Source organism: Brevundimonas halotolerans, assembly GCF_003730275.1.
Taxonomy (GTDB): domain Bacteria; phylum Pseudomonadota; class Alphaproteobacteria; order Caulobacterales; family Caulobacteraceae; genus Brevundimonas; species Brevundimonas halotolerans.
In genome coordinates this window covers 1-26250 of sequence record NZ_QTTA01000022.1, presented here as the reverse complement: position 1 = coordinate 26250, position 26250 = coordinate 1, and the positions used below count along the sequence as shown (strand labels likewise).

The 26250-nt window shown below is 66.5% G+C and carries 27 protein-coding genes; 10 read left to right on the top strand and 17 right to left on the bottom strand.

Going from position 1 to position 26250, the window contains the following annotated elements; translation table 11 throughout:
- Positions 1–14 precede the first annotated feature (14 nt).
- Both EG854_RS11335 and EG854_RS11330 read left to right on the top strand, forming a co-directional pair.
- Positions 15–2189: a 3-hydroxyacyl-CoA dehydrogenase NAD-binding domain-containing protein gene (locus EG854_RS11335; RefSeq protein WP_123288244.1), complete on the top strand. Its 2175-nt coding sequence runs from the start codon at positions 15–17 to the stop codon at positions 2187–2189.
- A 170-nt stretch (positions 2190–2359) separates the two neighbouring features.
- Entirely contained in the window at positions 2360–3664 is a 1305-nt protein-coding gene (locus EG854_RS11330) for a UDP-glucose dehydrogenase family protein (protein WP_123288243.1), read from the top strand.
- 25 nt (positions 3665–3689) lie between these two features.
- On the opposite strand, the gene EG854_RS11325 is transcribed toward EG854_RS11330, so the two are convergent.
- Positions 3690–3863: a hypothetical protein gene (locus EG854_RS11325; protein ID WP_164462017.1), complete on the bottom strand. Its 174-nt coding sequence runs from the start codon at positions 3861–3863 to the stop codon at positions 3690–3692.
- A 136-nt stretch (positions 3864–3999) separates the two neighbouring features.
- Positions 4000–4674 carry a YiaD family glycine zipper/OmpA-like lipoprotein gene (locus EG854_RS11320; protein WP_123288241.1) on the bottom strand — a complete coding sequence of 225 codons (675 nt, stop codon included), beginning with the start codon at positions 4672–4674 and terminating at the stop codon, positions 4000–4002.
- 231 nt (positions 4675–4905) lie between these two features.
- Here EG854_RS11320 and EG854_RS11315 point away from each other — a divergent pair, with 231 nt between their 5' ends.
- On the top strand, positions 4906–5817 hold the full coding sequence (locus EG854_RS11315; protein ID WP_123288344.1) for an isopenicillin N synthase family dioxygenase: 912 nt from the start codon (positions 4906–4908) through the stop codon (positions 5815–5817).
- Positions 5818–5912: 95 nt separating this feature from the next.
- Here EG854_RS11315 and EG854_RS11310 read toward each other — a convergent pair whose 3' ends face one another.
- The 9 genes from EG854_RS11310 to EG854_RS11270 form a co-directional block, all read right to left on the bottom strand.
- Positions 5913–7790, bottom strand: coding sequence for a TadE/TadG family type IV pilus assembly protein (locus EG854_RS11310; RefSeq protein WP_164462016.1), 1878 nt, complete (start codon positions 7788–7790; stop codon positions 5913–5915).
- A 106-nt stretch (positions 7791–7896) separates the two neighbouring features.
- Positions 7897–9807 (bottom strand): M2 family metallopeptidase, encoded by a 1911-nt coding sequence (locus EG854_RS11305; RefSeq protein WP_123288239.1) that lies wholly within the window; start codon positions 9805–9807, stop codon positions 7897–7899.
- Between the two features lie 80 nt (positions 9808–9887).
- Positions 9888–10559, bottom strand: coding sequence for a monofunctional biosynthetic peptidoglycan transglycosylase (gene mtgA / locus EG854_RS11300; RefSeq protein ID WP_375782303.1), 672 nt, complete (start codon positions 10557–10559; stop codon positions 9888–9890).
- Between the two features lie 133 nt (positions 10560–10692).
- The gene (locus EG854_RS11295; protein ID WP_123288237.1) at positions 10693–11658 is read right to left on the bottom strand and encodes a WD40 repeat domain-containing protein; all 966 of its coding nucleotides are present in this window, start codon (positions 11656–11658) and stop codon (positions 10693–10695) included.
- Positions 11655–12071: a DUF1330 domain-containing protein gene (locus EG854_RS11290; RefSeq protein ID WP_123288236.1), complete on the bottom strand. Its 417-nt coding sequence runs from the start codon at positions 12069–12071 to the stop codon at positions 11655–11657. The genes EG854_RS11295 and EG854_RS11290 overlap by 4 nt, the downstream gene beginning before the upstream one ends.
- The gene (locus EG854_RS11285; protein WP_123288235.1) at positions 12068–13159 is read right to left on the bottom strand and encodes a CobW family GTP-binding protein; all 1092 of its coding nucleotides are present in this window, start codon (positions 13157–13159) and stop codon (positions 12068–12070) included. Before EG854_RS11285 ends, EG854_RS11290 begins: the two co-directional genes overlap by 4 nt.
- A 40-nt stretch (positions 13160–13199) precedes the next feature.
- Complete coding sequence (locus EG854_RS11280; protein WP_123288234.1) at positions 13200–14171, bottom strand: cation diffusion facilitator family transporter; 972 nt, start codon at positions 14169–14171, stop codon at positions 13200–13202.
- A gap of 8 nt (positions 14172–14179) precedes the next feature.
- Positions 14180–14839 (bottom strand): hypothetical protein, encoded by a 660-nt coding sequence (locus EG854_RS11275; protein WP_123288343.1) that lies wholly within the window; start codon positions 14837–14839, stop codon positions 14180–14182.
- An 18-nt stretch (positions 14840–14857) separates the two neighbouring features.
- Positions 14858–16228 carry an SAM-dependent methyltransferase gene (locus tag EG854_RS11270; RefSeq protein WP_123288342.1) on the bottom strand — a complete coding sequence of 457 codons (1371 nt, stop codon included), beginning with the start codon at positions 16226–16228 and terminating at the stop codon, positions 14858–14860.
- 205 nt (positions 16229–16433) lie between these two features.
- Here EG854_RS11270 and rplU point away from each other — a divergent pair, with 205 nt between their 5' ends.
- From rplU to EG854_RS11255, 3 genes are all read left to right on the top strand, one after another.
- A complete protein-coding gene (gene rplU, locus EG854_RS11265) occupies positions 16434–17036 on the top strand; it encodes a 50S ribosomal protein L21 (protein ID WP_123288233.1) in 603 nt (200 codons plus the stop codon).
- Positions 17037–17145: 109 nt separating this feature from the next.
- On the top strand, positions 17146–17436 hold the full coding sequence (gene rpmA / locus EG854_RS11260; RefSeq protein WP_123288232.1) for a 50S ribosomal protein L27: 291 nt from the start codon (positions 17146–17148) through the stop codon (positions 17434–17436).
- A 159-nt stretch (positions 17437–17595) separates the two neighbouring features.
- On the top strand, positions 17596–18129 hold the full coding sequence (locus EG854_RS11255; protein WP_123288231.1) for a GNAT family N-acetyltransferase: 534 nt from the start codon (positions 17596–17598) through the stop codon (positions 18127–18129).
- A gap of 22 nt (positions 18130–18151) precedes the next feature.
- Here the strand turns inward: EG854_RS11255 and EG854_RS11250 are convergent, their stop codons facing one another.
- From EG854_RS11250 to EG854_RS11240, 3 genes are all read right to left on the bottom strand, one after another.
- Positions 18152–18343: a hypothetical protein gene (locus tag EG854_RS11250; RefSeq protein WP_123288230.1), complete on the bottom strand. Its 192-nt coding sequence runs from the start codon at positions 18341–18343 to the stop codon at positions 18152–18154.
- A 100-nt stretch (positions 18344–18443) separates the two neighbouring features.
- Positions 18444–19058, bottom strand: a complete 615-nt coding sequence (locus EG854_RS11245) for a BA14K family protein (RefSeq protein WP_164462015.1) — start codon at positions 19056–19058, stop codon at positions 18444–18446.
- A 15-nt stretch (positions 19059–19073) separates the two neighbouring features.
- Complete coding sequence (locus EG854_RS11240; RefSeq protein WP_123288228.1) at positions 19074–19598, bottom strand: hypothetical protein; 525 nt, start codon at positions 19596–19598, stop codon at positions 19074–19076.
- A gap of 178 nt (positions 19599–19776) precedes the next feature.
- On the opposite strand from EG854_RS11240, the gene EG854_RS11235 reads away from it, so the two are divergent.
- Positions 19777–20979, top strand: a complete 1203-nt coding sequence (locus tag EG854_RS11235) for a threonine ammonia-lyase (RefSeq protein ID WP_123288227.1) — start codon at positions 19777–19779, stop codon at positions 20977–20979.
- Positions 20960–21496 carry a BamJ family beta-barrel-assembly machinery protein gene (locus EG854_RS11230; RefSeq protein ID WP_123288226.1) on the top strand — a complete coding sequence of 179 codons (537 nt, stop codon included), beginning with the start codon at positions 20960–20962 and terminating at the stop codon, positions 21494–21496. The genes EG854_RS11235 and EG854_RS11230 overlap by 20 nt, the downstream gene beginning before the upstream one ends.
- Positions 21497–21502: 6 nt before the next feature.
- Here the strand turns inward: EG854_RS11230 and queG are convergent, their stop codons facing one another.
- From queG to EG854_RS11215, 3 genes are read right to left on the bottom strand one after another with little or no spacing between them, the layout of a single operon-like run.
- Entirely contained in the window at positions 21503–22546 is a 1044-nt protein-coding gene (gene queG, locus EG854_RS11225; RefSeq protein ID WP_123288225.1) for a tRNA epoxyqueuosine(34) reductase QueG, read from the bottom strand.
- Between the two features lie 24 nt (positions 22547–22570).
- A complete protein-coding gene (fzlA, locus tag EG854_RS11220; protein ID WP_123288224.1) occupies positions 22571–23242 on the bottom strand; it encodes an FtsZ-binding protein FzlA in 672 nt (223 codons plus the stop codon).
- Between the two features lie 50 nt (positions 23243–23292).
- Positions 23293–23970, bottom strand: a complete 678-nt coding sequence (locus EG854_RS11215; protein WP_123288223.1) for a cation diffusion facilitator family transporter — start codon at positions 23968–23970, stop codon at positions 23293–23295.
- Between the two features lie 111 nt (positions 23971–24081).
- Here EG854_RS11215 and EG854_RS11210 point away from each other — a divergent pair, with 111 nt between their 5' ends.
- On the top strand, positions 24082–25242 hold the full coding sequence (locus EG854_RS11210; protein ID WP_123288222.1) for a citrate/2-methylcitrate synthase: 1161 nt from the start codon (positions 24082–24084) through the stop codon (positions 25240–25242).
- 41 nt (positions 25243–25283) lie between these two features.
- On the top strand, positions 25284–26090 hold the full coding sequence (locus tag EG854_RS11205; protein ID WP_123288221.1) for an undecaprenyl-diphosphate phosphatase: 807 nt from the start codon (positions 25284–25286) through the stop codon (positions 26088–26090).
- Positions 26091–26250: the final 160 nt, after the last annotated feature.

Sequence of the window (26250 nt, the reverse complement as noted above, 5' to 3'; positions counted from 1 at the left end):
GGGAGAGATTGACCATGGAAAACTTCAAGATCGACGTTGATGCCGACGGCATCGCCCTGATCACCTTCGACGTCCCCGGGAGGTCGATGAACACCCTGACCGGCAAGGTCATGCAGGAAATCCCCGAATGGGTCGAACGGGTGAAATCCGACGACGCCATCAAGGGTGCGGTCCTGACCTCGGGCAAGAGCTCGGGCTTCTGCGCCGGCGCGGACCTGGGCGACATGGCCGCGGGCATGCTGACCGGCGGCTCGCTGCAGGATGCGTTTGATGCCGGCTGGCGGCTGAACGGAGCGCTGCGCGCGCTTGAGACCTGCGGCAAACCGGTCGCGGCGGCCATCAACGGTCTGGCGCTGGGCGGCGGACTGGAACTGACGCTGGCCTGTCACTACCGCGTGGTTGGCGACAGCCCGAAGATCCAGCTGGGCCTGCCCGAGATCAAGGTCGGCCTGTTCCCCGGCGGTGGCGGCACCCAGCGCCTGACGCGCCTGATCGGCGTGCAGGCGGCGATGATGGCCATGACCGAGGGCAAGTCCTTCCGCCCGAATGACGCCAAGGGCGCCGGCATGGTGCATGAGGTCGTGCCGGTCGGCACCGAGATCGAGGCCGCCAAGGCCTGGGTCAAGGGCGGCGGCAAGGCCACCCAGCCGTGGGACGACAAGGGCTTCAAACTGCCGGGCGGCGGCCCCTATCATCCGGCGGGTATCCAGAACTTCCTGGTCGGCAATGCCATGCTGAAGAAGCAGACCTACGGCAACTATCCCGCCGCCATGAACCTGATGAAGGCCGTCTATGAGGGTGTGCAGCTGCCCATGGACGCCGCCCTGCGGGTCGAGACCCGCTACTTCATCAAGACCCTGATGACCCCCCAGGCCCAAGGTATGATCCGCAGCCTGTTCCTGTCGAAACAGGAACTGGACAAGGGCGCGCTGCGTCCCGCCGATGTGCCGAAGTCGGACCCCAAGAAGGTCACGGTCCTGGGCGCCGGCATGATGGGCGCCGGCATCGCCTATGTGAACGCCATGGCCGGCATCGAGACCATCCTGATCGACCGCGACCAGGACGCCGCCGACAAGGGCAAGGCCCACGTCGAGGAGCTGCTGAAAAAGCGCCTGTCGCGCGGTCAGCTGACCCAGGACAAGTTCGACGCCCTGCTGGCGTCGGTCACGGCCACGACCGACTATGACCACATCAAGGGATCTGACCTGGTCATCGAGGCCGTGTTCGAAAATCGCGAGATCAAGGCCGATGTGACCAAACGCGCCGAGGCCCAGCTGGAGCCGGGTGCCATCTTCGGCTCCAACACCTCGACCCTGCCGATCACCGGTCTGGCCGAGGCGTCGGTGCGCCCCGAGGACTTCATCGGCATCCATTTCTTCTCGCCGGTCGACAAGATGATGCTGGTCGAGATCATCCTCGGCGAAAAGACCGGCAAGGCCGCGATCGCCAAATCGCTCGACTATGTGATGAAGATCAAGAAGACCCCGATCGTCGTCAACGATGGCCGTGGCTTCTACACCTCGCGCTGCTTCGGCACCTATGTCGCCGAGGGCATGGCCATGCTGGAAGAGGGCATCTCGCCGATCCTGATCGACAACATCGGTCGCATGACCGGCATGCCGCGTGGCCCGCTGGAAATGCATGACGACGTGGCGCTCGACCTGTCGGTCAAGATCGCCAAACAGACCGCTGAGGATCTGGGCGACGCCTATCAGCCGCTGCCGGGTTCCGAGATCGTCCGCAAAATGGTCGAGGATCTGGGCCGCTATGGCCGCAAGAACGGCAAGGGCTTCTATGACTATGACCAGAAGCCCAAGGTGATCTGGTCGGGTCTGGCCGATCTGGCTCCGGTCAAGGTCGATGACTCTACGCCCGAAATGGTCGAGGACCAGAAGCGCCGCCTGCTGTTCCGTCAGGCGGTCGAGGTCGCCCGCTGCTGGGAAGAGGGCGTCATCGACGACCCGCGCGAGGCCGACGTCGGCGCCATCCTGGCCTGGGGCTTCGCACCCTGGACCGGCGGTCCGATCACCTACATCGACCAGTACGGCCTGAAGGCGTTCGTCGAACAGGCCGATGCCTATGCCGCCAAATACGGCGACCGCTTCAGCCCGCCGCAGCTGCTGCGTGACATGGCCGCCAAGGGCGAGACCTTCTACGGCAAGTTCAGCGGTCAGAAGGCGGCCGCCTGATACGACCGGCCGGACGGTTCAGTCCCTGAGCCGTCCGGGGACTTTCATGCCGGCACCATCGCAAAGCCAGCCCATGAACCAGCCGCCGGACGACCCGGGGGCTTGTTCAACCTGAACCCGGCGGGCTATCGGGGCGGCGACAGTTCGCGAAACACCGGAAGGGATACGGCATGCGCGTGGCAATGATCGGGACGGGATATGTGGGCCTGGTGTCCGGAGCCTGCTTTGCCGACTTCGGCCATGTGGTGACCTGCGTCGACAAGGACGCCTCCAAGATCGAGCGGCTGGAGCAGGGCGTCATGCCCATCTATGAGCCCGGACTGGAGACCCTGGTCGCCAAGAATGTCGAGGAAGGCCGCCTGTTCTTCGCCATTGATGGCGCCGAGGCCATCCGTCAGGCCGACGCGGTCTTCATTGCCGTGGGCACGCCCTCTCGTCGCGGCGACGGCCACGCCGACCTAACCTATGTCTATGAGGCCGCCAAGGAGATCGCCGATCTGATCGACGGCTTCACGGTGGTGGTCACCAAATCGACCGTGCCGGTCGGCACCGGTGACGAGATCGAGAGGATTATCCGCGAACGCCGGCCTGATGCCGAGTTCGCCGTGGTCTCCAACCCCGAATTCTTGCGCGAGGGGGCGGCCATCGGTGACTTCAAACGCCCGGATCGCGTGGTGGTCGGCACGGACGATGAGCGCGCCGTAGCGGTGATGAACGAGCTGTATCGTCCGCTGAACCTGAATGAGTCGCCGCTGCTGTTCGTGGGCCGTCGCACGTCGGAACTGATCAAGTATGCGGCCAACGCCTTCCTCGCCATGAAGATCACCTTCATCAACGAGATGGCCGATTTGTGCGAGGCGGTCGGCGCCGATGTTCAGCAGGTCGCGCGCGGCATTGGTCTGGACAACCGGATCGGGTCGAAATTCCTGCACGCCGGCCCGGGCTATGGCGGCTCGTGCTTTCCGAAAGATACGCTCGCGCTGGTGCGAACGGCCGTCGATGCGGGCAGCCCTGTGCGGCTGGTCGAGACCACGGTTGAGGTCAACGATGCCCGCAAGAAGGCCATGGCCAAACGCGTCTCGGCTGCCGCTGACGGCGACCTCAACGGCAAGACGGTTGCCATGCTGGGCCTGACGTTCAAGCCCAATACCGACGACATGCGCGATTCCCCGGCGCTGGACCTGGTGCCGGCCCTGATCGCGGCGGGGGCCAAGGTGCAGGCCTTCGACCCCGAGGGCATGCATGAGGCCAAGGCCCTGCTGGACGGCGTCGATTTCCGCGATGGGCCCTATGACGCCGTCAAGGACGCCGATGTCGTGGTGATCGTCACCGAATGGGACCCGTTCCGCGCGCTCGATCTGGACCGCCTCAAGTCGCTGGTGCGCCAGCCGGTGATCGTCGACCTGCGTAACATCTATCGGCCCGAGGACATGCGCGCCAGAGGCTTCCGCTACACCTCGATCGGCCGGGCCTGATCAAGTCCGGGGTTGACGGGATCCGTCAGCGAGTCGAGGCGGAGATCAGGATTTCGGCGCGGGCCACCGGGCGATCGGCTTCATCGGTGATGACGGCCCGCCCGAAGCCGATGACCAGGCCGGCCGATACGACGGCGGCGACCACGCCGATCGAGATCAGCCTTGCGCCTTCCAGCCATTCCCGATTGTCCGGATCCACGGCCACCCCCGGTTAACCCTGCCCCAGCCAAAGCACAGGCCGGGCAGGAATCGCAACCCCTTGGCGAACGCGAGTCGATAAAAAAGGCGGATCCCGGTGCGGGACCCGCCTTTTCTGTCTCAGTAATCGGGTGGGATCAGCCCTCGAAGGGGCGGATCAGGATTTCCACGCGACGATTCTGGGCCTTGCCGGCGGCCGTGTCGTTCGAGGCGATCGGGGCGCTTTCGCCACGGCCGTCGACATAGAAGCGCTCGGGCATGATGCCGCGGTCCACCAGGTAGCCGGCTACAGTCGAGGCACGGCGACGCGACAGGTCGAGGTTGTAGTCGGCAGCCCCGTCAGAGTCGGCGTGACCGATCACGTCGATCACCGAGCGGTCGTACTGTTGCAGCACGGCGGCCACATCATCCAGCACGGCGTAGAAGCTGGGCTGCAGGCTGGCCTGGTTCGAGCCGAAGGTCACATCCGACGGCATGCGCAGCACGAGGTTGTCGCCCTGGCGAACAACGCCGACGCCTGTACCGGACAGTTGCTCTTCCATGGCGCGTTGCTGGCGGTCCATGTACTGGCCGACAGCCGCGCCGGCGAGTGCGCCAACCCCGGCGCCGATCAGGGCGTTCTTGCGGCCCTGTTCACCGTCCGAGGTGTTGGTCAGATAGCCCAGAAGGGCCCCGCCGACGGCGCCGGCGATGGCGCCAGTTGCGGTGTTGTTGCGCGGTCCATTCGACCGGTAGGGGTCGGTGGTGGTGCAGGCCGAAGCCCCGATGAGGGTGGCGATGGCGGCACTGGTCATGATGATCTTGGTGCGCATGATGGTCGTCCTGTTGATGTCTTGGTGATCGGGGTAACGCGAGCCTTACGGTGAAGGTTCCATCCTGTATCGTATGTGAACGGCGCTGCCATCCGTTTGCCATCCACGGCTGTCAGGGCGTATCAGCCTGTTCCTGATCCATTTGCCTGACCGGATGATGCCGTGACCGCCGAACCTGCCCCCTCGTCCTCCTCGACCGACCTCTCGGCGCGCGGCATTACGCCCGTGTCGATGTCGCTGTACGACCGCGACTTCCAGGCCTTCGCCGACGCCCTCGGCGGGTCGTTCGAGCGCTATGGCTTTGCCGTGATCGCCGACCACGGGCTGGAGCAGGCCGTGATCGACGGCGCCCTCAACGATGCCAAGGCCTTCTTTGCCCTGCCCGAAGGTGTGAAGCGCGCTTACCACCTGCCCGGCACCGGCGGCGCACGCGGCCTGACCCCGTTCGGCGTCGAGGCGGCCAAGGGTGCGGCAGCGGTCGATCTCAAGGAGTTCTGGCACGTCGGCCGTGAACTGCCCGAGGGCCACCCTTATCGCCAGTACATGCGCGACAATCTGTGGCCGACCGAAGTCGAGGGCTTCCGAGACCATCTGTATGGGCTGTTCGAGGCCATGGATGCGCTCGGCGCCCGCATCCTGCGCGCCATCGCCCGGCACCTCGGCCTCGGCGACGACTATTTCGAGGACAAGGTCCAGTTGGGCAACAGCGTGCTGCGCCTGTTGCACTATCCGCCCGTGACCGGAGAGCCCGCGGGTGTGCGCGCCGGCGCGCATGAAGACATCAATGTCATCACCCTGCTGCTGGGTGCCGAAGAAGCGGGCCTGCAGCTCAAGGAAAAGGACGGCAGCTGGCTGGACATCGCCCCGCCGCCGGGCGCCCTGGTCGTCAATATCGGCGACATGCTGCAGCGGCTGACCAACCACGTCCTGCCGTCGACCAGCCACCGCGTGATCAATCCGTCACCCGAGCGCAGCCGGTTCGCCCGCTATTCCATGCCCTTCTTCCTGCATTTCAACCCGGATTTCGTGATCGAGACCCTGCCGTCGACCATCACGCCCGACAACCCGGACCGCTATGAAGGCAAGGCCATCATGGCCGAGGATTTCCTCACCGAACGCCTGAAGGAAATCCGGCTGATCTGAGCTCGCGCTCAGGCAGCGAGCCGCCGTGCGGCGAGCGGTAGCGCGAAGACTCTGCGCTCAGGCAGCGAGCCGCCGCGCGGCGAGCGATAGCGCCTCTACTTCGAGATTCTCAACCGGGTGATGTCGCGGCCGATAGCCTTGAAGGCTTCGGACAGGTCGGCCCCGCTGGCGGGCAGATAGACATGGCTGCTGCTGGACGCGCAATTCTGGATCACGCGCTCGGCTCCGCCGCCGGACGCCACCTGGAAGCCGACGGTGTAGACGATGACCCCCTGGGCCTTCATCCCCGCGCACAAGGACAGGGTCTGTTCGAACGGATCGCCATTGGTCGAGCTGCAGCCGATGTGGTCATAGGTGCTGCCCGATCCGGACCCGGCATCCGCGCCGATGACGCCCGAGCAATAGGGCGTATTGAACTCCCCGTCGGTCATGATGATCACGGCCTTCAGCGTATCGTCGTCGCCATAGGGCGCTGCCGCGCTTGCCGGCCACAGGCTGTTGAAGTTAGGCGATACCGTATACCAGCCCCACGCCGTGCCGATTTGACCAGCGGTCGAACCCGCAACTCTGAAGTCGTCGATGGCGGTCTTCAGCCCCTCGCGGTCGCTTGACAGGGGAATGATCGAGTCGGTGGGGCACCGGTTGCTGGATGTGCCTGAATAGTTGAACTGGGCCCGGGCCGCAGAATTGGTCAACGCGTCCGTGTAAGCTTGGGGCCCCGTGCGTTCAGCCACGCAGGACGAGGCCTCAAACCAGCGCAACTGGTTATGGCGATTGCGGAACACCCGCCACTGACAGCCGTACTGGCCACACCAGGAGCGGCCATTATAGGTGTAACTGCCCCAGCTCGCCCCATTCACCCCGATTGAATAGCGATCGGCACTGATGCGGCGGACTTCATAGCCCGTGTTGTTGATCTGCGTCATGCCCCCGACGTTGGTAATATAGACAGTGTCACCGTCGGAAAGACCATGGTTCGATGCCGTGGTGATGATCACCGAACAGTCGGACTCCACGCACTTGCGGACGCGTCCGTCGTCGTCATATTTGCTGTAGCCGTCCCCCCCGCGGGTATTCAGGGTCGCCCACCCCCAGCCCGCCCAGTACTCGAGTGAAAAGCGGTTGTTGTTGATTCGCACCACTCGATAGACCCGGTCGTTGATCTGGTGCATGCCCTCGACGTCCTCGATCCAGACGTAGTCGCCGGTCGAGAAGCCATGGTTGTTGGCGGTTATCACACCCGGACTGGCCCGGGTGATGTCCGAGATCGACTTCCATGAGCCCTCGGCCCATGCCGCATCCGTGATGTTCAGGTGTCCGACAGGGGCGCCGCGCGCCGAATTCACCCAGCTGCCCAGATTGACGCCCATTGAATAGGGTACGATCGCGACCTTGGAATAGTAAGGGGTCTGCTGGTCCTGGACGATCATGGTCACCAGATCCTTGGCCGCCGCCTTGAGGTCCGCGATACGGGTGCCGGACATCGAACCGGTGATGTCCAGCACCAGCGACACTTCCAGGTTCTTGGACGAGCGGTTGACCTCGGAATGGGCGCCGACCGGCAGATAGTCGTCCATGAACTGGCCGTAGGGCGGCAGGAAGATGTTGGCGACCAGCGCCTTCACATCGACCGATCCGTCGGCCACCACCACCTGATCTTCGGTCAGGACGAAGGTCGTCTTGTCCTCGCGCAGGATGATGTTCGGATAGTTGGTCAGATTGGCCCGCAGCGCATCCATGCCGACGCGCTGGATGTCTGCCGGGTCCGTATAGGGCGAGCGCGCGGCCGCCAGAGCCGAGGCATCCAGCGCATCCTGGAGGTTAACGCGAACGGTCGAGGCCCGGTGGATGTCCACCCCGCCGACCGTCATCAGCACCATGACCGGCAGGCTGAGGCCGAAGATCAGCGCGACATTGCCGCGCCGATCCTCGAAGAACGCCTTCAGTCTTTCCGTCCAGAGACGAATGCCCATAATCCCGACCGTCTGTTCCGAGGCGCGGGCACGGGCCCGCACATCCGGGGATCATGCACCGGGGACGGTTAAGGGAAGGTCGAGGACGCCGGTTAACGGCGGCCGGTCACCAGCCGCAGTCCTTGCCCTCGTTCTGCTCGGTCAGCCAGGTGTTCAGCGGCGCGAAATAGTCCGCAATCGCCGAGGCGTCGCCGGTCCGCTGGCCGGTAAAGGCATACATGGCCTCGGGCCAGGGGCGGGACTGGCCCATCTCCATCATGGCGTTGAAGCGCTCACCGACCGCCTCATTGCCATAGATCGAACAGCGGTGCAGCGGTCCGGTCCAGCCGATCTGCTCGCAGGCCGCCCGGTGGAACTGGAACTGGTAGATGTGCGCCAGGAAGTAGCGGGTGTACGGCGTATTGCCCGGAATGTGATACTTCGCGCCGGGGTCAAAGGCGTTGTCCGGACGGTCGCCCGGCGGCACCAGGCCCTGATATTTCAGCATATTGGCCGACCAGGCGTCGTTGTATTCGTCCGGCGAGGTCTCGCCCGAGAACACGTCCCAGCGCCAGCGGTCGACCATCAGGCCGAACGGCAGGAAGGCGATCTTGTCCAGCGCCATCTTCAGCAGGAAGGGGATGTCCTCGTCCGCGCCCGGCACCTGCTCCAGCAGGCCGATCTGGTTCAGATAGGTGGGCGTCAGCGCCGACAGGCCGACGAAATCTCCGATCGCCTCGTGGAAGCCGTCGTTCGCGCCATTCTTGAACAGGAAAGGCTGATCCTTGTAGGCGCGCTGATAGACATTGTGCCCCAGCTCGTGGTGCACGGTGTAAAAGTCGTCGGCATTCACCTGGGTGCACATCTTGATGCGCACGTCCTCGTGGTTGTCGAGGTCCCAGGCCGAGGCGTGGCATACGACCTCGCGGCCCTCGGGCCGGGTGATCTGGCTGCGCTGCCAGAAGGTGTCCGGCAGCGGCGCCAGCCCCAGCGAGGTATAGAAGCCTTCGCCCGTGCGGACCATCTTCTCGGCATCATAGTCCGCCTCGACCAGCAGCTCGGTCATATCGTAGCTGGATGTGCCGCCGGTCTTGGGCGCCACCACATCATAGATATTGCCCCACTGCTGCGACCACATATTGCCCAGCAAGTCGGCGCGGATCGGCCCACTGTCCGGCTGGACATCGGCGCCATAGGTCTCGAACAGCCGCGTCCGCACATAGCAGTGCAGGTTCTCGTAGAAGGGCTGGACCTGCGACCACAGCCGGTCGGTCTCGGCGGCGAAGGCGTCGGGCTCCATGTCATAGCCCGAGCGCCACATGGCCCCGACATCGTCAAAGCCCAGCTCGCGCGCGCCTTCATTGGCGATGTCGACCATGCGGGTATAGTCGTCGGCCATCACCGGCGAAATGGTGCGCCAGCCTTCGTAGAGGGCCTTGGTCTCGGCCGGATCACGGCTTGCGGCCAGAATCTGGCTGGCCTCGTCCAGGGTGATCATCTCGCCCTTGTATTCGAACTTGCCGGTCGCATAGGTCGAGTCCAGCCGCGTGGTGATCTCGGCCAGTTCGGTCGCAGACCCCGGCTTGTTCGGCGCGGGCAGGACAATGCCCTGGGTCAGGATGTTCAGCTTGCGACGCACGTCGAACGGCACCTCGACGTCATTGAACCGGGCGGCCTCATTGGCCAGCTTCACTGACAGTTCGGTGTACTCGGCATTGGCCTTGGCCTCGAGCCACATGGTGTCATAGGTGATGTTGGTGGCGCGCACCCAGGCCACGCGCCCGGCATATTCGCTGGCCTCGGCCAGCTGACGTTCGGCATCGGCGACAAAGGCGGCGGCCTCGGCCGCAGTCGGCGCCTGACCCGTCAGATTAGCCTCGGTCAGGGCCGGGGCCGGTGCACCGGGTCGAACGGGCGAATTGGCGACCTGCGGCGCGGCGCCGTCATTGCCGGACATGCCGTTCGACAGGGCGGCGCAGCCGGCGGCGCCCGCCACCAGGGCTCCCACGGCTACGGTAATTGTCAGGGTGCGTTTCATGGTGTTCCTCCGCCTTGTGCAGTCCGGCTCGTTCCGTGGCGCGCATCCGACGCCTCCGGACCGCGTCCGTCAAGTCCGGCTCAGCCCAGCACGCAACTCGCCAGTCCGTCATTGCGTACCGTGCCCATGGCGGCCTGCACGCGCCGTGCGCGGCCGCGTACATAGGGACCGGGGCTGGACGCATTGTAGCGCCTCGGACTCGGCAGCACCGCCGCCAGACGCGCGGCCTCGCGCGCCGACAGATCAGCCGCCGACTTGCCGAACCAGTGCTGGGCCGCCGCCTCCGCGCCATAAACGCCCGGGGCCCATTCGGCGACATTCAGATAGACTTCGACGATCCGCCGCTTGGACCAGGTCGCCTCGATCAGCACCGTATAGCCGGCCTCCAGACCCTTGCGGATCCAGCCCCGACCGGGCCACAGGAAGACGTTCTTGGCCGTCTGCTGAGAAATCGTCGAGCCGCCGCGCATGCCGCCGCGCCCGCTGCGTTTGGATCGCTCATTGGCCTTGAGCGCCTTTTCGATAGCCTCGAAGTCAAAGCCCGAATGGCTGCAGAACCGCGCGTCTTCCGAGGCGATCACCGCCTCGACCAGTCGGGGTGAAATGTCGTCCAGCTTGCGCCAGCGATAGTCGGCGGGCTGGCCCGCAAATCCCCGCTCGACCATCAGCAAGGTCGTCAGCGGCGGCACCACCGCATGGGTGACCACCGACCCGACCGGCAGTATTATCGCGAGGGCCAGCGCGCCCAGCATCACGCCCAGACAGCCGATCCGCCGTTTGGGCTTGTCGGTCGGGAATTCCGGCATATGCGGGGGTTCAGCCATACTCCATCATGAACAGTCCCGCTTGCGCATGGCAAGCCAGTGAGCACCAACAGGGGGCAGGCTACAGCTCGGCGATCCCGGCCTGACCGTCCTCGTCGCCCCAGGCCAGACGGGTGCCGTCATCACTCATCGCCAGGGCACAGATGGGTGCGCCGTGCTCGGCCTTGACGAAGGCCAGCCCCTGACCGGCGGGATCGGCCCACCAGACGCGACCGTCGTTCAGCCCGGCAGCCACCCGGCCGTGCTTCAGGCTCGCAGCCACATGGACCACCAGCGCGCCTTCCTCGAAACCGATCTCGGAGGCTTCCTTGCCCATCGGCCCGTCCGAACCGGTGAACGGCCACATGACCACGCCCGAGGCCCCCGCCGTCGCCAGCAGCTTGCCGCCGGACAGGAACGCCACCGAACGGATCTTGGCCGGATAGCCGCCCATGCGCAGGTTCCGCTGATCCTTCAGGCGCCAGCCGTGCAACTGATTGTCCTGCATGGTGGTGACAACAAAGGCGCCGTCGGGCGACACCGCCACCCCGGTATGCGACCCGGCCCATTTCAACAGTGCGGGTTGCTGGTCCGCGATCCGCGCATACCACAGCGCCGCCCCGCCATAGGTCGAGGCCACCAGCCGCCGTCCCTTGGGGTCGAACGCAAGGCCGGACACGGTCCGCTCATGGGTGAACTCGCGCTTGAAGGCCGCATCCGACGAGTCCAGCACGGTGGCCACCTTGCCCGCCGAATACGCCACAAGTCCGCTCTCGGGCGAGGCGGCGACCGAATCGATCCAGCGGCCCTTTGTATCGGCCAGCGGCACGACTTCGTCGGGCTGCGACCAGACCAGCCGTCCGTCGTCCCCGCCGGTGATGATCCCCTGACCCGACGGATGCCGCACCGCGCACAGGACCGCCCCGTCATGGGCCTCGACCACCGATCCATCCTCGAACCGGATCGACCCGTCGCCCAGGGCAAGGACGGCGCCGGAAGCGTCAAACAGGGCCGCAGTCGGCTGGGAATCAAAGGTCAGGGACGTCACGCCCCGACCTCGCCGCAGCGGATCAGGCGGGAATTGCTGACGGCGGCCTGCCGGTGGACGACGGCCTCGCGATACTCGGGATCGCGCAGCATCTCGAGAAAGGCCGCCCCGGTGGGGTAGCGGGCGATGAAGGCGATGTCCCAGGCCTCGTCGCGCGGCCCGATCAGGGTCAGCTCGGGTGTGCCGGTCCAGATCTGTTCGCCGCCCGCGCGGGTAAAGGGCGCTGCCGCCTCGCGCCGGTACAGCTTGTAGGCCTCGGCCCCGGCAATCCGCTTGTTGATCATGGGATGGGCGGCCGGATAAAGCGCCTGCGGCCGGAACCGCACCAGATTGATCATCATGATCGGCCGGTCGTCGGGCAGGTCGCGGAAGGCGGCGATGGCGTCGCGGGCGGGGTCAACGTGCTCGATCATGCCGCGCAGGCCTCAAAGCCCTTGCGCAGGGCGGCTTCGTCCAGATCGCGGCCGATGAAGACCGCGCGGCTCCAGCGGCGCTCGGCCTCGCCCCACGGCTTCTGCAACTCACCCTCAAGGATCATGTGCACGGCCTGAAACACCAGCCGCCGGTCCTCGCCCGCCACGTCGATGATGCCCTTGGCCCGCAGGATGTCCTGCCCCTGACTGGCCAGCAGCTGGTCCAGCCATTGGGTGAAGACCTGACCGTTCACCGGGCGGTCCAGCGACAGAGCAATGCCCTTGATGTCGTCCTCGTGTGCATGGCCCCGGGGACCATGATCATGGTCGTGGTCGTGGTCATGATGGGCTTGGTCGTGCTCATGGCCGTGGTCATGGTGGTCGTGATCGTGGCCACAGTCCGCGTCGTGCACATGGCCTTCGGCGCCGTGCGGCGGATTGAGGAAGTCGGGCCGCACCTCATTGATCCGGCCCAGATCAAACCCGTGACGGTTCAGGATCTGGTCCAGCGGCACATCGGCGCGTTCGGCCCGGATGATCGGCGCCAGCGGGTTCAGCGCCCGCAGCCGCGCCTCGACCGTCGCCACTTCCTCGGCGCTCACCAGATCGGTCTTGTTCAGGATGATCTGGTCGGCAAAGGCCACCTGTTCGCGGGCCTCCTTCGAGTCATCCAGCCGCGCCATGACGTGCTTGGCGTCGACCAGGGTGGTGACGCTGTCCAGAACCGTCTTTTCGCGCACATCGTCATCGACGAAGAAGGTCTGGGCCACCGGGCCCGGATCGGCCAGGCCCGTGGTCTCGACGATGATGGCGTCGAAGGCCGGCTTGCCCGGGCGCTGTCGCTTCATCAGCCCCTGCACCACGCGGATCAGGTCGCCGCGCACCGTGCAGCAGACGCAGCCATTGTTCATCTCGAACACATCTTCGTCGGCGCCGACGACCAGATCGTTGTCGATCCCAATCTCGCCGAACTCGTTGACGATCACGGCATAGCGCTTGCCGTGGTCACCGGTCAGGATCCGGTTCAGCAGGGTGGTCTTGCCGGCGCCGAGATAGCCGGTCAGCACGGTCACAGGTGTCTTTTCCATGGGGGCTAGATGGAGCGTCCCGGCCGGAAAGGAAAGGGCCTCAACACTGAGGACAGTCGGCCATGGCCTCGGTTTCCAACTGGATGGTGACGTGGTCGATGTGGAAGGTGTGGCGGGCCAGCGCCTGAACCTCGGCCAACAGGGCGGCGGCATCGGCCCGCTCATGCACCAGATGCGCCGTCAGGGCGGCGTCTGTGGTCGACAGGCCCCAGATGTGCAGGTCGTGCACGGCCACCACGCCCGGCACCGCCAGCAGACCGGCGCGCACCTGATCGACGGCGATCCCGGCGGGCGCCCCGTCCAGCGCCAGATTGACCGAGTCCTTCAGCAATCCCCAGGTCGACCACAGGATCACGGCCACAATCACCAGGCTGAAGATCGGGTCGATCATCGACCAGCCTGTCATCCAGATGACCGCCCCGGCCAGCACCACCCCGATCGACACCGCCGCATCGGCCATCATGTGCAAATAGGCGCCCCGCACATTCAGGTCCTTGTGCTGGTCCTTCAGGAACAGCAGGGCGGTGCCCAGGTTGATGACAAAGCCGATGCCGGCCACGACCATGATGATGCCGGATGCGACCGGCTGAGGATCCAAAAACCGCTGCACGGCCTCCCAGCCGATCCAGCCACAGGCCAGGATCAACAGCAGGGCATTGGCCAGCGCCGCCAGCACCGTCCCCTTGCGATAGCCATAGGTCAGCGAGCCGCGCGCCTGTCGCCGCGACAGCCATGCCGCGCCGCCGGCCATGGCCAGCCCCAGCACGTCGGACAGATTGTGCCCCGCATCGGCCATCAGGGCGGTCGAGCCGCTGATGACCCCCGCGCTGAACTCGATGATGACGAACAGCAGATTGACGCTCAGCCCGACCAGATAGCGCCAGTCGCCGGTGTCGACCGGCCCGTGGGCATGGCCATGCCCATGGCTGTGCCCGTGGCCGTGCCCATGCCTGTGATTGTGGCCGTGCACGTGTTGGGGCTTTTCGGTGGAATCGTGCGCGTCGTGGGCCATGTGCGACCCTAGTGCTGGTGCATGACGACGAGAAGCCCCAGCCCGATCAGGGCCAGGCCGAGGATCGCGCCCTCGTAGCGCGCCCAGCGCTCCAGCTTCAGGATCGAGGCACCGGCTCGGGCGAGGGTGGTGAACACCGCCATGCCCAGCACCGTGCCGACGGCCAGAACAACCGTCAGCAATGCCAGCACCATCAGGCCTTCCTCGGCCGATGACAGATAGAGCGGCAGCAGCACCTCTCCCGGCGAAGCCGCCATCACCGCCACCAGCCCCCAGAAGGCCGCCGCCTGCGAGACCGTCGGCTCGGGCGTCTCCAGCTCGGGGCCCGAGGCCGGCACCGGCTTCATCAGGGTTGCGCGCGTCAGATAGAACAGGCCCAGCACAAACAGCAGCCCGGCCGAAACCCACGGCAGGACCCCCGCCACCCACTGGTCCAGCGCCAGCCCCGCCGCGACAATTGCGCCTCCAACGACGGCGGTGACCGCAATATGGGCCAGTCCCGCCGCCAGCACGGACCACAGGGTGGTGGCCAGACTCCACCGCTGCGCCCGCCCGACCAGCACGAACGGCAGCCAGTGCGTCGGCAGGGCGGCATGCAGGAATGCGGTGACGAGGCCGCCGAGCAGCAGCGACATCAGCAGGGAGGGTTGAAGGTCGGACGGCGACATCGCGACGTCCATAGCGTGTTACTTTATAACGGTCGAGAGGGGCGCTGCGGATTCTGCATAAAGATGCGCCCGATCCATCGGCAGTCCGGACGCTCCCGCCCGGTGCCGCCGTGCCACTGTCTGGTGCACATTGACCGCCCCGCGCTGAAAGCCGCGCGCGAACAGGGCGAAATAGACCAGCCACAGCCGGGTCCGGGGCGCCCCGGCCAGTTCTGCGGCCCGCTCGCGGTTGTCGTACAGGCGCGCCGACCATATCCGCAGGGTCCGCTCAAAGTGCTCGCGGAGGGTTTGCACATCCAGCACCTCGAAGCCGTGCCGACCCAGGGCGGTCGTGGTCATGCCGAGGGTGTCCAGCTCTCCGCCGGGGAAGATGAAGCGGGTGATGGTGCGGGTGGTCGCCGTGGGTCGGGGCGCGCCGTTCCGGTCTGCAGGGCCATGGCCGCGTCTGACAGACGCCTGATGGAAATACAGCCCGCCGGGTTTCAGCAGCCGGTGGACCCGCGCGAAATGGGCGTCGTGATTGCGAAAGCCGAGGTGTTCGAACATCTCGACCTGGGAAACGGCGTCATAGACACCCTCTACGTCGATATCGCGATAGTCGACCAATTCAAGCGTCACCCGGTCGCCCAGACCCTGCCGCGCCACCTCGGCCTGTCCGTATGCCAGCTGGGCCGGGGACAGGGTCACCCCGTGCACCTCAACGCCGTAATGCCGCGCCGCATGACAGGCCAGCCCACCCCAGCCGCAGCCGATGTCCAGCAGGCGCTGCCCGGGCCTCAGGTTCAGCTTGCGACAGATCAGGTCCAGCTTGTGCTGCTGGGCCTCGTCCAGACCCGCCCCCTCATGCGGAAAGACGGCGCTGGAATAGATCATGGCCGGGTCGAGGAAGAGGCCGTAGAATTGGTTGCCGACATCATAGTGGAAGCGGATGAAGTCGGCGTCGCGCCGCCGGTCATGGCCCTGTCCCTCGCCATCGCGCGCATCATGCCAGTCCGGCACGTTCGCCTCCCTGTCGCCGGAGGCCAGCAGCAGGGGCAGGGCGGTCCGCGCCACCGCCCACAGGTTCAGCCGCTTGCGCAGATGCATCAGCCGCCCGTGGTCGATCCGGTCCAGCGCCTCCAGCGGCGATCCCCCCTCGACCGCAAGCGCCCCCGAGGCGAACAGGCGAAACAGCGTCGCAAGCCCGGGCCTCAGGATGAGCGCCCTCAACGTCTGCGGCCCCGCAATAACCAGCTGGATGTCGCCGCGCGCCGGATCGCCGAGTCCGACGACCGATCCGTCCCAGAGCCGCAGCGACAGGTCCGCCTGCAGCGCCTCTGCGATCTGTCCGGCCAGCCGAGTTGCCGCATCCAGTGCGCGGTCCCTGGTCGGGGTGGGGGTGTGTGTCATGAACATCCCGAAGCGACCGGGCCCGTCCGCCCGCCTGTCCTGACTTATCGCCCGCACGGGGGTGTGGAAAGTCCGGCAGGGCGCGGATCAATGCGCGCTTGTCCGTTGACTCGGCGCTGCCCTTCCGTATATGTCGCCGCTCTTCGCCTGCGGGGGTCCTCCGCGGGCGCTAATCTTTATGCGTTCAGGCTTTGAGGCTTTCGATATGTACGCGGTAATCAAGACCGGCGGTAAGCAATACCGGGTTCAACCGGGCGACGTGCTGGTCGTCGAAAAGCTGGACGGCGACGCCGGTTCGGACGTCAGCTTCGGCGAAGTCCTGATGCTGGGCGGCGACAAGGGCATCACGGTCGGCGCCCCGCTGATCGACGGCGCCACCGTCGCGGCCACCCTGATCGAGACCCGCAAGGGTGAGAAGGTCAAGATCTTCAAGAAGATCCGCCGTCAGGGCTATCGCCGGACGCGTGGCCATCGCCAGATGGAATCGGTGCTGCGCATCACCGGCATCGAAGGTGCAGGCGAAAAGGCCAAATGGGACGGCGAAACCTCGCTGATGACCAAGGCCGAGATGAACCTGCGCGCCCGTGGCCTGGCCTCGCGCGATGCCGAAGTCGAAGCCAAGCCCGCCAAGGTTGCCAAGGCTGAAGCCCCCAAGACCGAAGCAAAGGCGGCTCCGGCGAAGAAGGCGCCCGCCAAAAAGGCCCCTGCCAAGGCAGCTGCGGCCCCCAAGGCTGAAAAGGCCGAGGCCAAGGCTCCGGCCAAGAAGGCCCCCGCCAAGAAGGCCGCGCCCAAGGCCGACAAGGAATAACGCTTTAGGCGCACCGCCTGGCGGTGTGCTAGAATGACAATCACGCGCTCAAGCAGTGAGGCTCCGCGAGCCGAGCGATAGCGCATCGAGGAAGTAACGGAGCAGACCTATGGCTCACAAGAAATCCGGTGGTTCGTCGCGTAACGGTCGCGACTCCGAATCCAAACGCCTCGGCGTGAAGAAATTTGGCGGCGAGCGCGTGCTGGCCGGCAACATCATCATCCGTCAGCGCGGCACCAAATGGCACCCGGGCGACAACGTCGGCATGGGCCGTGACCACACCCTGTTCGCCCTTACCCCGGGCTCGGTGAAGTTCACCACCAAGACCGGTGGCCGCTGTTACGTCTCGATTCTTGCGGCCAACGACGACCAGGCAGCCACCGCCGCCGCCGCCGAGTAGCACGAAGCCTGACCGGATCGTGTTGCTCAACCAGCAGCCGATCCGGACCAAGGGAAATATTCCGCGGGGAGTCTGGATCACCAGGCTCCCCGTTTTCGTTCCCCGCCTCGAGCCGCCCGAGCCCTCAAAAGGCGGCGGCAGGAAGACCGAGGCCCGGCCATGTGCGGAATTGAACCCTTGCCTGTCATAGAGACCCGGCGTCTGGCGCTGCGGGCGCCTCGTCCCGAGGATGCCCCGCGCCTCGTCGCCCTGGCCAATGATCCCGATATCGCCCGCATGACCCTGCGGATGCCCTCGCCCTATTCGGTAGCTCACGCCGAGGAATTCCTGGCGAACGTCGCGGCCCAGGATCCGCGCAGCGGCAGCACCTTCATGATCGAGCATGAGGACCAGGGTCCGGTCGGCGTCATCGGCCTGTTCAACGACGCCGATCCCGTTCCGGAAACCGGCTACTGGATCGGCCGGCCCTATTGGGGACGGGGCTATGCCACTGAAGCCCTGCAGGGCGCGCTCAGCTGGGCGCGCAGCCGCTGGCGCAAGCGGGCGCTGGTCGCGGGCCACTTTATCGACAATCCGGCCTCCGGCCGGGTGCTGGAAAAGGCGGGCTTTCTGTACACGGGCGAGGTCCGGCCCGGGCTCAGCCGCGCGCGGGGTGGTCCTGTCGAAACCCGGCGGATGGTCTGGCTGGCCTGACCGTGTGTCAGGCCGACCGATATCAGGCCGGCGGCGGCATGAAGATCATCAGCAGGCCGACGGTGACGATGGCCAGGGCGACGATCACGCCCAGCACGAAGCCCAGCGCCAGCCGCGCGCGCCTGCGCCGCAAGCCCCCGCTCGATACCGAGCGGATATAGACGAACGGACGACGATCAAACGCTTCCGAACCGGTGATATTGTGTCGGGACATGGACGCGCTCCCTTACCGAACCCCGCATCCTGATGGACGCGCGCCCTCTGTGCCCCTCCGGCTGGGGCCAAAGCATGGCGAACGGCGGTTTATCTCGGGATCAGCCGCAATATATCAGGCGACCGCTATAGGCGCGGTAATATCCCGTACGCGGATCATAGGATCGGTAGGTGCGGCGGCACCATTCAACGCGGCGCGCATCGCGCCCGCCGCCATAGGCCGAACCTGACCCCGGATAGACCAGATCGGGTCGCCCATGGGCGCCGTAATAGGGGGTGGCGCCGCCCTGACCATAGGCGGGCGGGTGCCGATAGCTCGAGCCATAGTAGGGCTGGGGCCCGCCGTAACCATAGCCGCCCCGGTCATAGCGCCGGTCGTGGTCGCGATAGCCCCGGTCATAGCCATAGCCGCCCGAGCCGTAGGACGTCCGGTGTCGCTGGTCGCGCCAGCGCGCGTCGCAGTCGGAGCGGTTGGCGTCCCAGAAAGCGTCGCACCGATAGTCGCCGGGCCGGTCGCGCTGAGCCGCGACACTCCAGTCGGAATATCCGCTGCTGCGGTGCTCGGAGCGATAGCCGCCCTCATAACGGGTCTGGCTTTCGTAGCCATAGCTGTAGCGACCGTCATAGCGGCTCTGGGCCTCGGCGGCGGTGGCGCCAAGGCCCAGCACGGCCCCCGCGGCGATCATCGTTACGACACGCTTCGACAGGTCGGCCATGGTGAACTCCATTCTCTAGAGGGTGACGTCCACGCGCGCGCCGTCGCGGGTCCGGATCCGTTGCATCATGACCACCCGCTCTTCGCCACCGGCGCTGACCGGCGCGATGACGAACCATTCCCCGGCGGGCAGGCCGCTGAACAGGAACCGGTTGTCCGCACAGGTCGAGGATCGCACATACGACCGGTAGTCGGCATTGGGGTCGGGCACGGTGCGGGCGCGCACCACCGATTCGGGCAAGGCGGCCTTCTCGGTCGAGCCGTACAGGTTGCGGAACCGGGCGCGGGTATAGGGTGTCACCGGCGTCAGGGCGACCGAGCCGGTGCAGGTGTAGCGGTTGCCATTCCGCGAATAATCGATCCGGCCGTTGACGCTTCCGGTTCCGTTCACGCCTGACCAGGCAAAGTCAGCGGCGTTGAACGCAGTCGATTCGACCATCGGTCTCGGTGCCGGTCCGGTGGTGGGCGCGCAGGCGGCAGTGGCCGCCAGAGCAGCGGCCGTCAGGGACGTCAGGGTCAGGGTTCGCAGTGAAATGGGCATGGTCAGGTTTCTTCCTCCGGAACGCGTGTCGCCGATCATAGGCCCGGATCGACGTCACCGCCATGACGCCTAACGCAAGCCATAAGGTCAAGGTTGCGAGCAATACGCCTCTGGTCCACAAGCGGCGGCTGAAGACCGTGATCTACGCGGCAGGAACGCTTTGGGACCCGTACCCCGGATGACCGTCACCTTTTCCGATATCCAGGCCGCGCGTGAGCGCATCCATGGCCAGGTCGACCACACCCCCACACGCCACTCACGTCGTCTGTCGGAACTGACCGGGGCCGAGGTCTGGGTCAAGTTCGACAATCTGCACTTCACCGGCAGCTTCAAGGAGCGCGGCGCCCTCAACCGGCTGCTGCTGCTGGATGCGGACGAGCGCAAGCGCGGCGTCGTCGCCGCCTCGGCCGGCAACCACGCCCAGGCGCTGGCCTATCACGGTGGACGGCTCGGCGTGCCGGTCACCATTGTCATGCCCGAGGGCACGCCCTTTGTGAAAATCGACGGCACCCGCCGCCATGGTGCGACGGTCGTGATCGAGGGCGCGGACTTCACCGGCTCGACCGCCGAGGCCCACCGCCTGCGGGACGAGGAGGGCTTCGTCTTCATCTCGGCCTTTGACGACAAAGGCATCGTCGCGGGGCAGGGCGTCTGCGCCATGGAGTTCCTCGAGGACGCCCCCGATCTCGAGGACATGCTGATCCCGATCGGCGGTGGCGGCCTGATCGCCGGCTGTTCCATCGCCGCCAAGGCCACCAAGCCCGAGCTGAATGTTCATGGCGTCGAGGCGGCCATGTATCCGTCCTTCAGCGCCCGCCGCCGGGGCGAAACGCCCAGATGCGGCGGGGCAACCATCGCCGAGGGCATCGCCATCAAGGCCGTTGGCGACATCCCCTTCGCCCTCGCCGATCCGCTGGTGAAAGAAATCTTCGTCTGCGAGGAGGCCGATTTCGAAAAGGCCGTCGCCTTTTACGCCACGCTCGAGAAAACCGTGGCCGAGGGCGCGGGTGCGGGGGGGCTCGCCGCCCTGCTGGCCCATCCGGACCGCTTCAGGGGCCGCAAGGTGGGGCTGGTCCTATGCGGGGGCAATATCGACGCGCGCATGCTGGCCGTGGTGCTGAACCGCGAAATGGTGCGCGAGCGGCGGCTGATCGTCTATCGCATTCTGGGCGACGACCGCCCGGGCATGCTGTCGGCCATGGCCGCCGTGATCGGCGGCCTCGGCGGCAATATCATCGACGTGGTCCACAACCGTCTGGCGCTTGACGTGCCGGCCAAGGGGGCCGAGTTCGACATCATGGTGGAAACCCGCGACTCGGCGCATGCCGACGAGATCGGCAAGGCTCTGGGGGACAAGGGTTATGAACTTCGCATGGGGTAGGGCCGCAGGCGCGGCATGTGCAGGCCTTCTGCTGCTGTCCGCCTGCGGGGGCAGCGACGCGGACCCGTCCGCCGACAGCGCAGCCCGGGCCGAGGCCGCCGCGTATTTCCTGACGTCCAACGCCCGCGCGGAAGGCATCCAGACCACCGAAAGCGGCCTTCAGTACAAGGTGATAGCCTCGGGCCCCGCCGATGGCGTCCAGCCAGATTCCAACGACCTCGTGCGCGTCGAATATGAGGGCAGCCTGACCAACGGCACCGTCTTTGACAGCTCGTATCAGCGCGGCGCGCCGGCGGTAATGTCGCCTCAGGGTCTCGTCCCCGGCTGGACCGAAGCCCTGCAGATGATGCGCCCCGGCGACGAATGGATGCTCTATGTCCCGCCCGCCCTCGGCTATGGCGAGGAGGGGCGTCCCCCGGCCATCCCCGGCAATTCGGTGCTGGTGTTCCGCATCAAGCTGCTGGCCGTCGCTCCGGCGCCCGGCGGCCATCGCGGCGTGGGCCAGGCCACGGGCTGATCCGGGTCACGCTTCAAGCTTTGCCACGGCCCATCGGGCGGCATCCGCCACAACCGGATCGGGGTCTGCCACCAGCCTCTCCGCCGAGTCCCGCAGCGCCGGGTCACCACTGTTGCCGATGGCGTACAGCACATTCCGCACAAAGCGGTCACGGCCGATCCGCTTGATCGGGCTCTTGCGAAAGCGTGCCCGGAACGCCGCATCGTCCAGCGCCGCCAGCTCGGCCAGAGGCGGGGCGACCGCTTCATCCCGCGCCGCCAGCCGCGCCTCGCGCGATGTCTCGGCGAACTTGTTCCACGGGCAGACCGCCAGACAATCGTCACAGCCATAGATGCGGCTGCCCGCCGCCGTCCGGAACTCCTCCGGCCAGGGCCCCGCGAACTCGATGGTCAGATAGGACAGACAGCGCCGCGCATCCAGCTGGAACGGCGCCGGGAAGGCCTGCGTCGGGCAAACATCCAGACAGGCGGTGCAAATGCCGCAATGCTCGTCCTCGGCCTCATCGACCGGCAGCTCGGCCGCCGACAGGATCACGCCCAGGAACAGCCAGTTGCCATGCCGGCGCGACAGCAGATTGGTGTGCTTGCCCTGCCAGCCCAGACCGGCCCGCTGCGCCAGCGGCTTTTCCATCAGGGGGGCGGTGTCGACGAACACCTTGACGTTCTCGCCGGTCTTCGCCGCGATGAAACCGGCCAGGGTCTTCAGCCGCCCCTTGATCAGCTCGTGATAGTCATCGCCCCGCGCATAGACGGAGATATAGCCCCGCGACGGGTCTTCCAGCTCGACCAGCGGATCGGTGCCCGGCCCGTAGTTGAGGCCCAGCACGATGGCGGTCCGCGCCTGATCCCACATGGCCTGCGGATGCCGCCGCCGGTCCAGCGTGGTCTCGATCCAGTCCATGTCGCCATGCCGCCCGGCCTCGACGAAGCGGTCCAGATGATCACCGGCGGACCAGGGCGCCTCGGCCGACGCCAGCTGGCAGGCGTCAAAGCCCAGCGCGCTCGCGCGGGCGCGGATCTCCTCGACCAGACTGTCGCTGTGGGCGTTCATCGCCCCGCCTTGCCGCGAACGGCCCTAGAAGTCGAGGTCGTCGTAATGGGCAACGGGCGGCTGACCCGGCAGGCGGTCGCCCAGCAGCGACCGGAAACAGGGACGGCATTTCATCCGCACATACCAGTCCTTGAGCGCCGGATACGTCGCCCAGGCGATCTCCCCGAAATAGTCCAGCACCGACAGATGCGCCGCCGCGACCAGATCGGCCTGCCCCAGGCGGCGTCCGGCCAGCCAGTCGCGGCCCTGAGTCAAACCTTCCAGCTCGGCCAGATGCCCCTTCAGCGCCTCACGCCCGGCGCGCAGCGCCCGGGCCTCGGGCGGGCCCAGCCGCAGCAGTGGCTTTTCCATGCGCTCGTGCAACAGGACGGCCTGAACCTCATCGGTGAATTTGCGCTCGAACCAGCCGGTCAGGCGGCGCGTCTCGGCGCGCTCGGCGTCGTCGCGGGTGAACAGCAGCTTGCCTTCGGTCTGGTCATCGACCCAGCCGAGAATGGCCGCGCTCTCGCACAACACCAGATCGCCGACCTTCAGCACTGGCGGCATTCCCGAGGGGTTCAACCCGTGCAGCGGGCAGTCGTCCTCCCAAGGCTTCACCGGGGTTTCGCGCACGGCGATCTTCGCCTCGCCCAGGGCCAGACGCGCGCATCGAGATCCCGGATCGAAGGCGAAATGAAGCAGGACGGAGTCGGCCATGAGGCCTCCATGCCCCAAGGGTCGTTAAGCGCGCGTTTACCGCGTCGCCGTCAGCCCCACGGGCCGCGTCGCACCGGTGGCGTGCCGGGGACGAGCGTCGGCGCTCCAGCGTGGGTGGTGTCATCGGCGGTCCGGATCAGCGCCCAGCCGCCCCAGACCATCCAGATCGCCAGGATCAGCCCCGCCGCAGCATCCAGCGCAGGTGCCCCCAGCAGCACCCCGGCCACCAGTCCCAGCGCCAGCACCCCCGCCGCCGCCAGCTCGGCGATCGACTGATCCCGCACCTCGCCGCGCACCCCGGACGGTCGCGCAGCGGCTGCCCGGCCGCGCAGCCAGGCCAGTCCCAGCGTCAGGCCGATGATGGCCAGCGCAGCCCCCGGTCCCCAGAACCCGCCCGACAGCGGCACCGGCTGGATGATGCGCGCGAGGCAGACCAGCGCCATAAAGGCCCCGGCGGCCATCACCATACTGCCCTTCAGCCGCCGGATGCGGGCGTCGGAGGCGAGGGTCTGCATCGTCCGGCCCGCACCCGCCACAAGGCCGAGGGCCAGCAGGTCCATGATGCTGTCGGTCAGCGCCGTCAGCGCCCCGACCGAGCCTGTCGCCCGCGCGGCAAAGACTTTCAGGGCGACAATCCCCATGACCAGCGCCCAGACGGCCCATGTCCCGGTCAGGCTCTGGCCGAATTGCGAGGAGGGGGGCGTCGTCATGGCGGGCTTGTCGCCCATCCGCGCGGGCTTGCCAATGGCCCCCGGCGCGGCCCAGACACCGCTGTGTCATGAAATGGTCCCAGACTGGGGATTGGGTGGCATTCTCACGAGTTTCTGCACGGGGCGGGCATGGACGCAGGACACGGCTGGATCGGGCGCAGCGAGGCCCTGAAGCGACTGGGGGTCAAGACCCAGACGCTCTACGCCTACGTCAGCCGTGGCCGGATCGCGGCCCGCCCGGACCCGACCGATCCGCGCCGCAGCCTGTATGCCGAAAGCGATATTGAGCGCCTCGAGACCGGCGACCGCGCCGCCACGCCTGCGGTTCTAAGCCGCGGAGCTGCAGGGCGGGGCGAGGCCGAAATCTTCTCGACCCTGTCCACCCGGATCGACGGTCGGCTTTGCTATGCGGGTCTCGACGTCGCCCAGCTGTCGGCCCAGGCCACTCTGGAAGATGTCGCCCGTCGCCTGTGGGGGCTCAAGTCCGCCCAGCCGCTGATGGGGCTCAAGCCCCGCGTCGATGCGGTCACCGGCGCGTCCATACGGCTCAAGACCTGCGCCTGTTTGGCAAGGCGGGCGGCCGAGGACCCGCCGCTGCCCGGCCGCGATGCCGACACCCTGCGCGCCGAGGCCGCTGACATCCTCAATGAGGTCATCGATGCGGCAGCGGGATCAGGCCCCCGCCTGTTGTTTCACCAGCGTCTTGCACGAGGCTGGAAGCTGATCGAGCGAGATGCCGATCTGATCCGGCGCGCTCTTGTTCTGTGTGCGGATGATCTGGCCCTGCCGCCGATCCTCGCTGCCCGCACGACCGCCCAGTCGGGGGCGCCGCTGGCCGGAGCTGCCCTGGCCGGGATCACGGCCCTGATGGGGTCCCCGGTCATGAAGCAGACCCATATCGTCTCCTCTTGGGTCGTTCAGGCGCGACGCAATCCGGGCCTGGCCCTGTCACGGGCGCTGGAGGAAACCGGTACCGCTCCCGGTTTCATTGATCCCAATTCTCCGGACACGGACGAAATCCGCGCCCGCGCCCTGATCGAGGCCGCTCGCCTGCCACCCGATCTCGAGGCTGTGTGGCGGGATGGCGAGGCCCGCGGCCTTGCGCCCGGCCTGCCGCTGGCCCTGGCGCTGCTGGCCCGCCGTCTCGACCTGCCGCGCGAGGGGGCCGTCGACCTGCTGATGCTCGGGCGGCTGACCGGATTGATGGGACATGTGCTGGATCAGGCGATTGGCGGCTCGCCTATTCGCACCCGACTGCGCTATGTGGGGCCGACACCCGGCGCCAACTGACATAACCCTGCCGGGCCACTGACATCCGACAAGGGGATCCGATGGCCGACTGGCTGATGGCGATCATTCTGGGGCTGGTCGAGGGACTGACCGAGTTCATTCCGGTGTCCTCGACGGGGCATCTGCTGCTGCTCGGCCATTTCCTCGGCTTCGAGAGCACAGGCAAGACGTTCGAGATCGTCATCCAGCTGGGCGCTTTGCTGGCCATCATCAGTGTCTATTTCAAACGGCTTTGGACCCTCGCCACCCGCTGGCCCTTCGACGTAGAGGCCCGACGCTTCCTGATCGGCCTGCTGGTCGCCTTTGCGCCCGCCGTGGTCATCGGCGTCTTTGCCTATGACTTCATCAAACTGGTGCTGTTCGAAACCCCGGTCGTGATCTGCGTCGCCCTGATCGTCGGTGGCTTCCTGCTGCTGCTGCTGGACCGGATGAAGAAGGTGCCCGTCTATCTCGAGGCCGACCGCTATCCCCTGCGGGTCTATTTCCTCATCGGCCTGTTCCAGTGTCTGGCCATGATCCCCGGCGTGTCGCGGTCGGGCGCCACCATCGCCGGTGGCCTCCTGCTGGGGACGGACAAACGGTCGGCTGCCGAGTTCAGCTTCTTCCTCGCCCTGCCGACCATGGGGGCGGCGGTGGCCTATGACCTGCTGCAGAACTGGGAGCGGCTCGACTTCAGCGATGCGGGCCTGATCGCCATCGGCTTCGTCACCGCCTTCCTGACGGCGCTGGCCGTGGTCAAGCTGCTGCTCGAGTTTGTCTCCCGCCACGGCTTCGCCCCCTTCGCCTGGTGGCGGATCGTGGTGGGGGTCGGCGGTCTGATCCTGCTGGGGCTCGGCGTCGGCGCCTAGCTGTCGAAGCTATGAAGGTTGTTCACCCGGGGGTGGGCTGAGAAGCTGGGGTTGCGAAGCACCAACCTCAACCGAAGAGTTCCCCGGATGAACGTACACAAGAATGCCCGTCTGACGCCGTCGGGTCGAGCCTTGTTGGCCGAGCGGATCGAGACGGGCT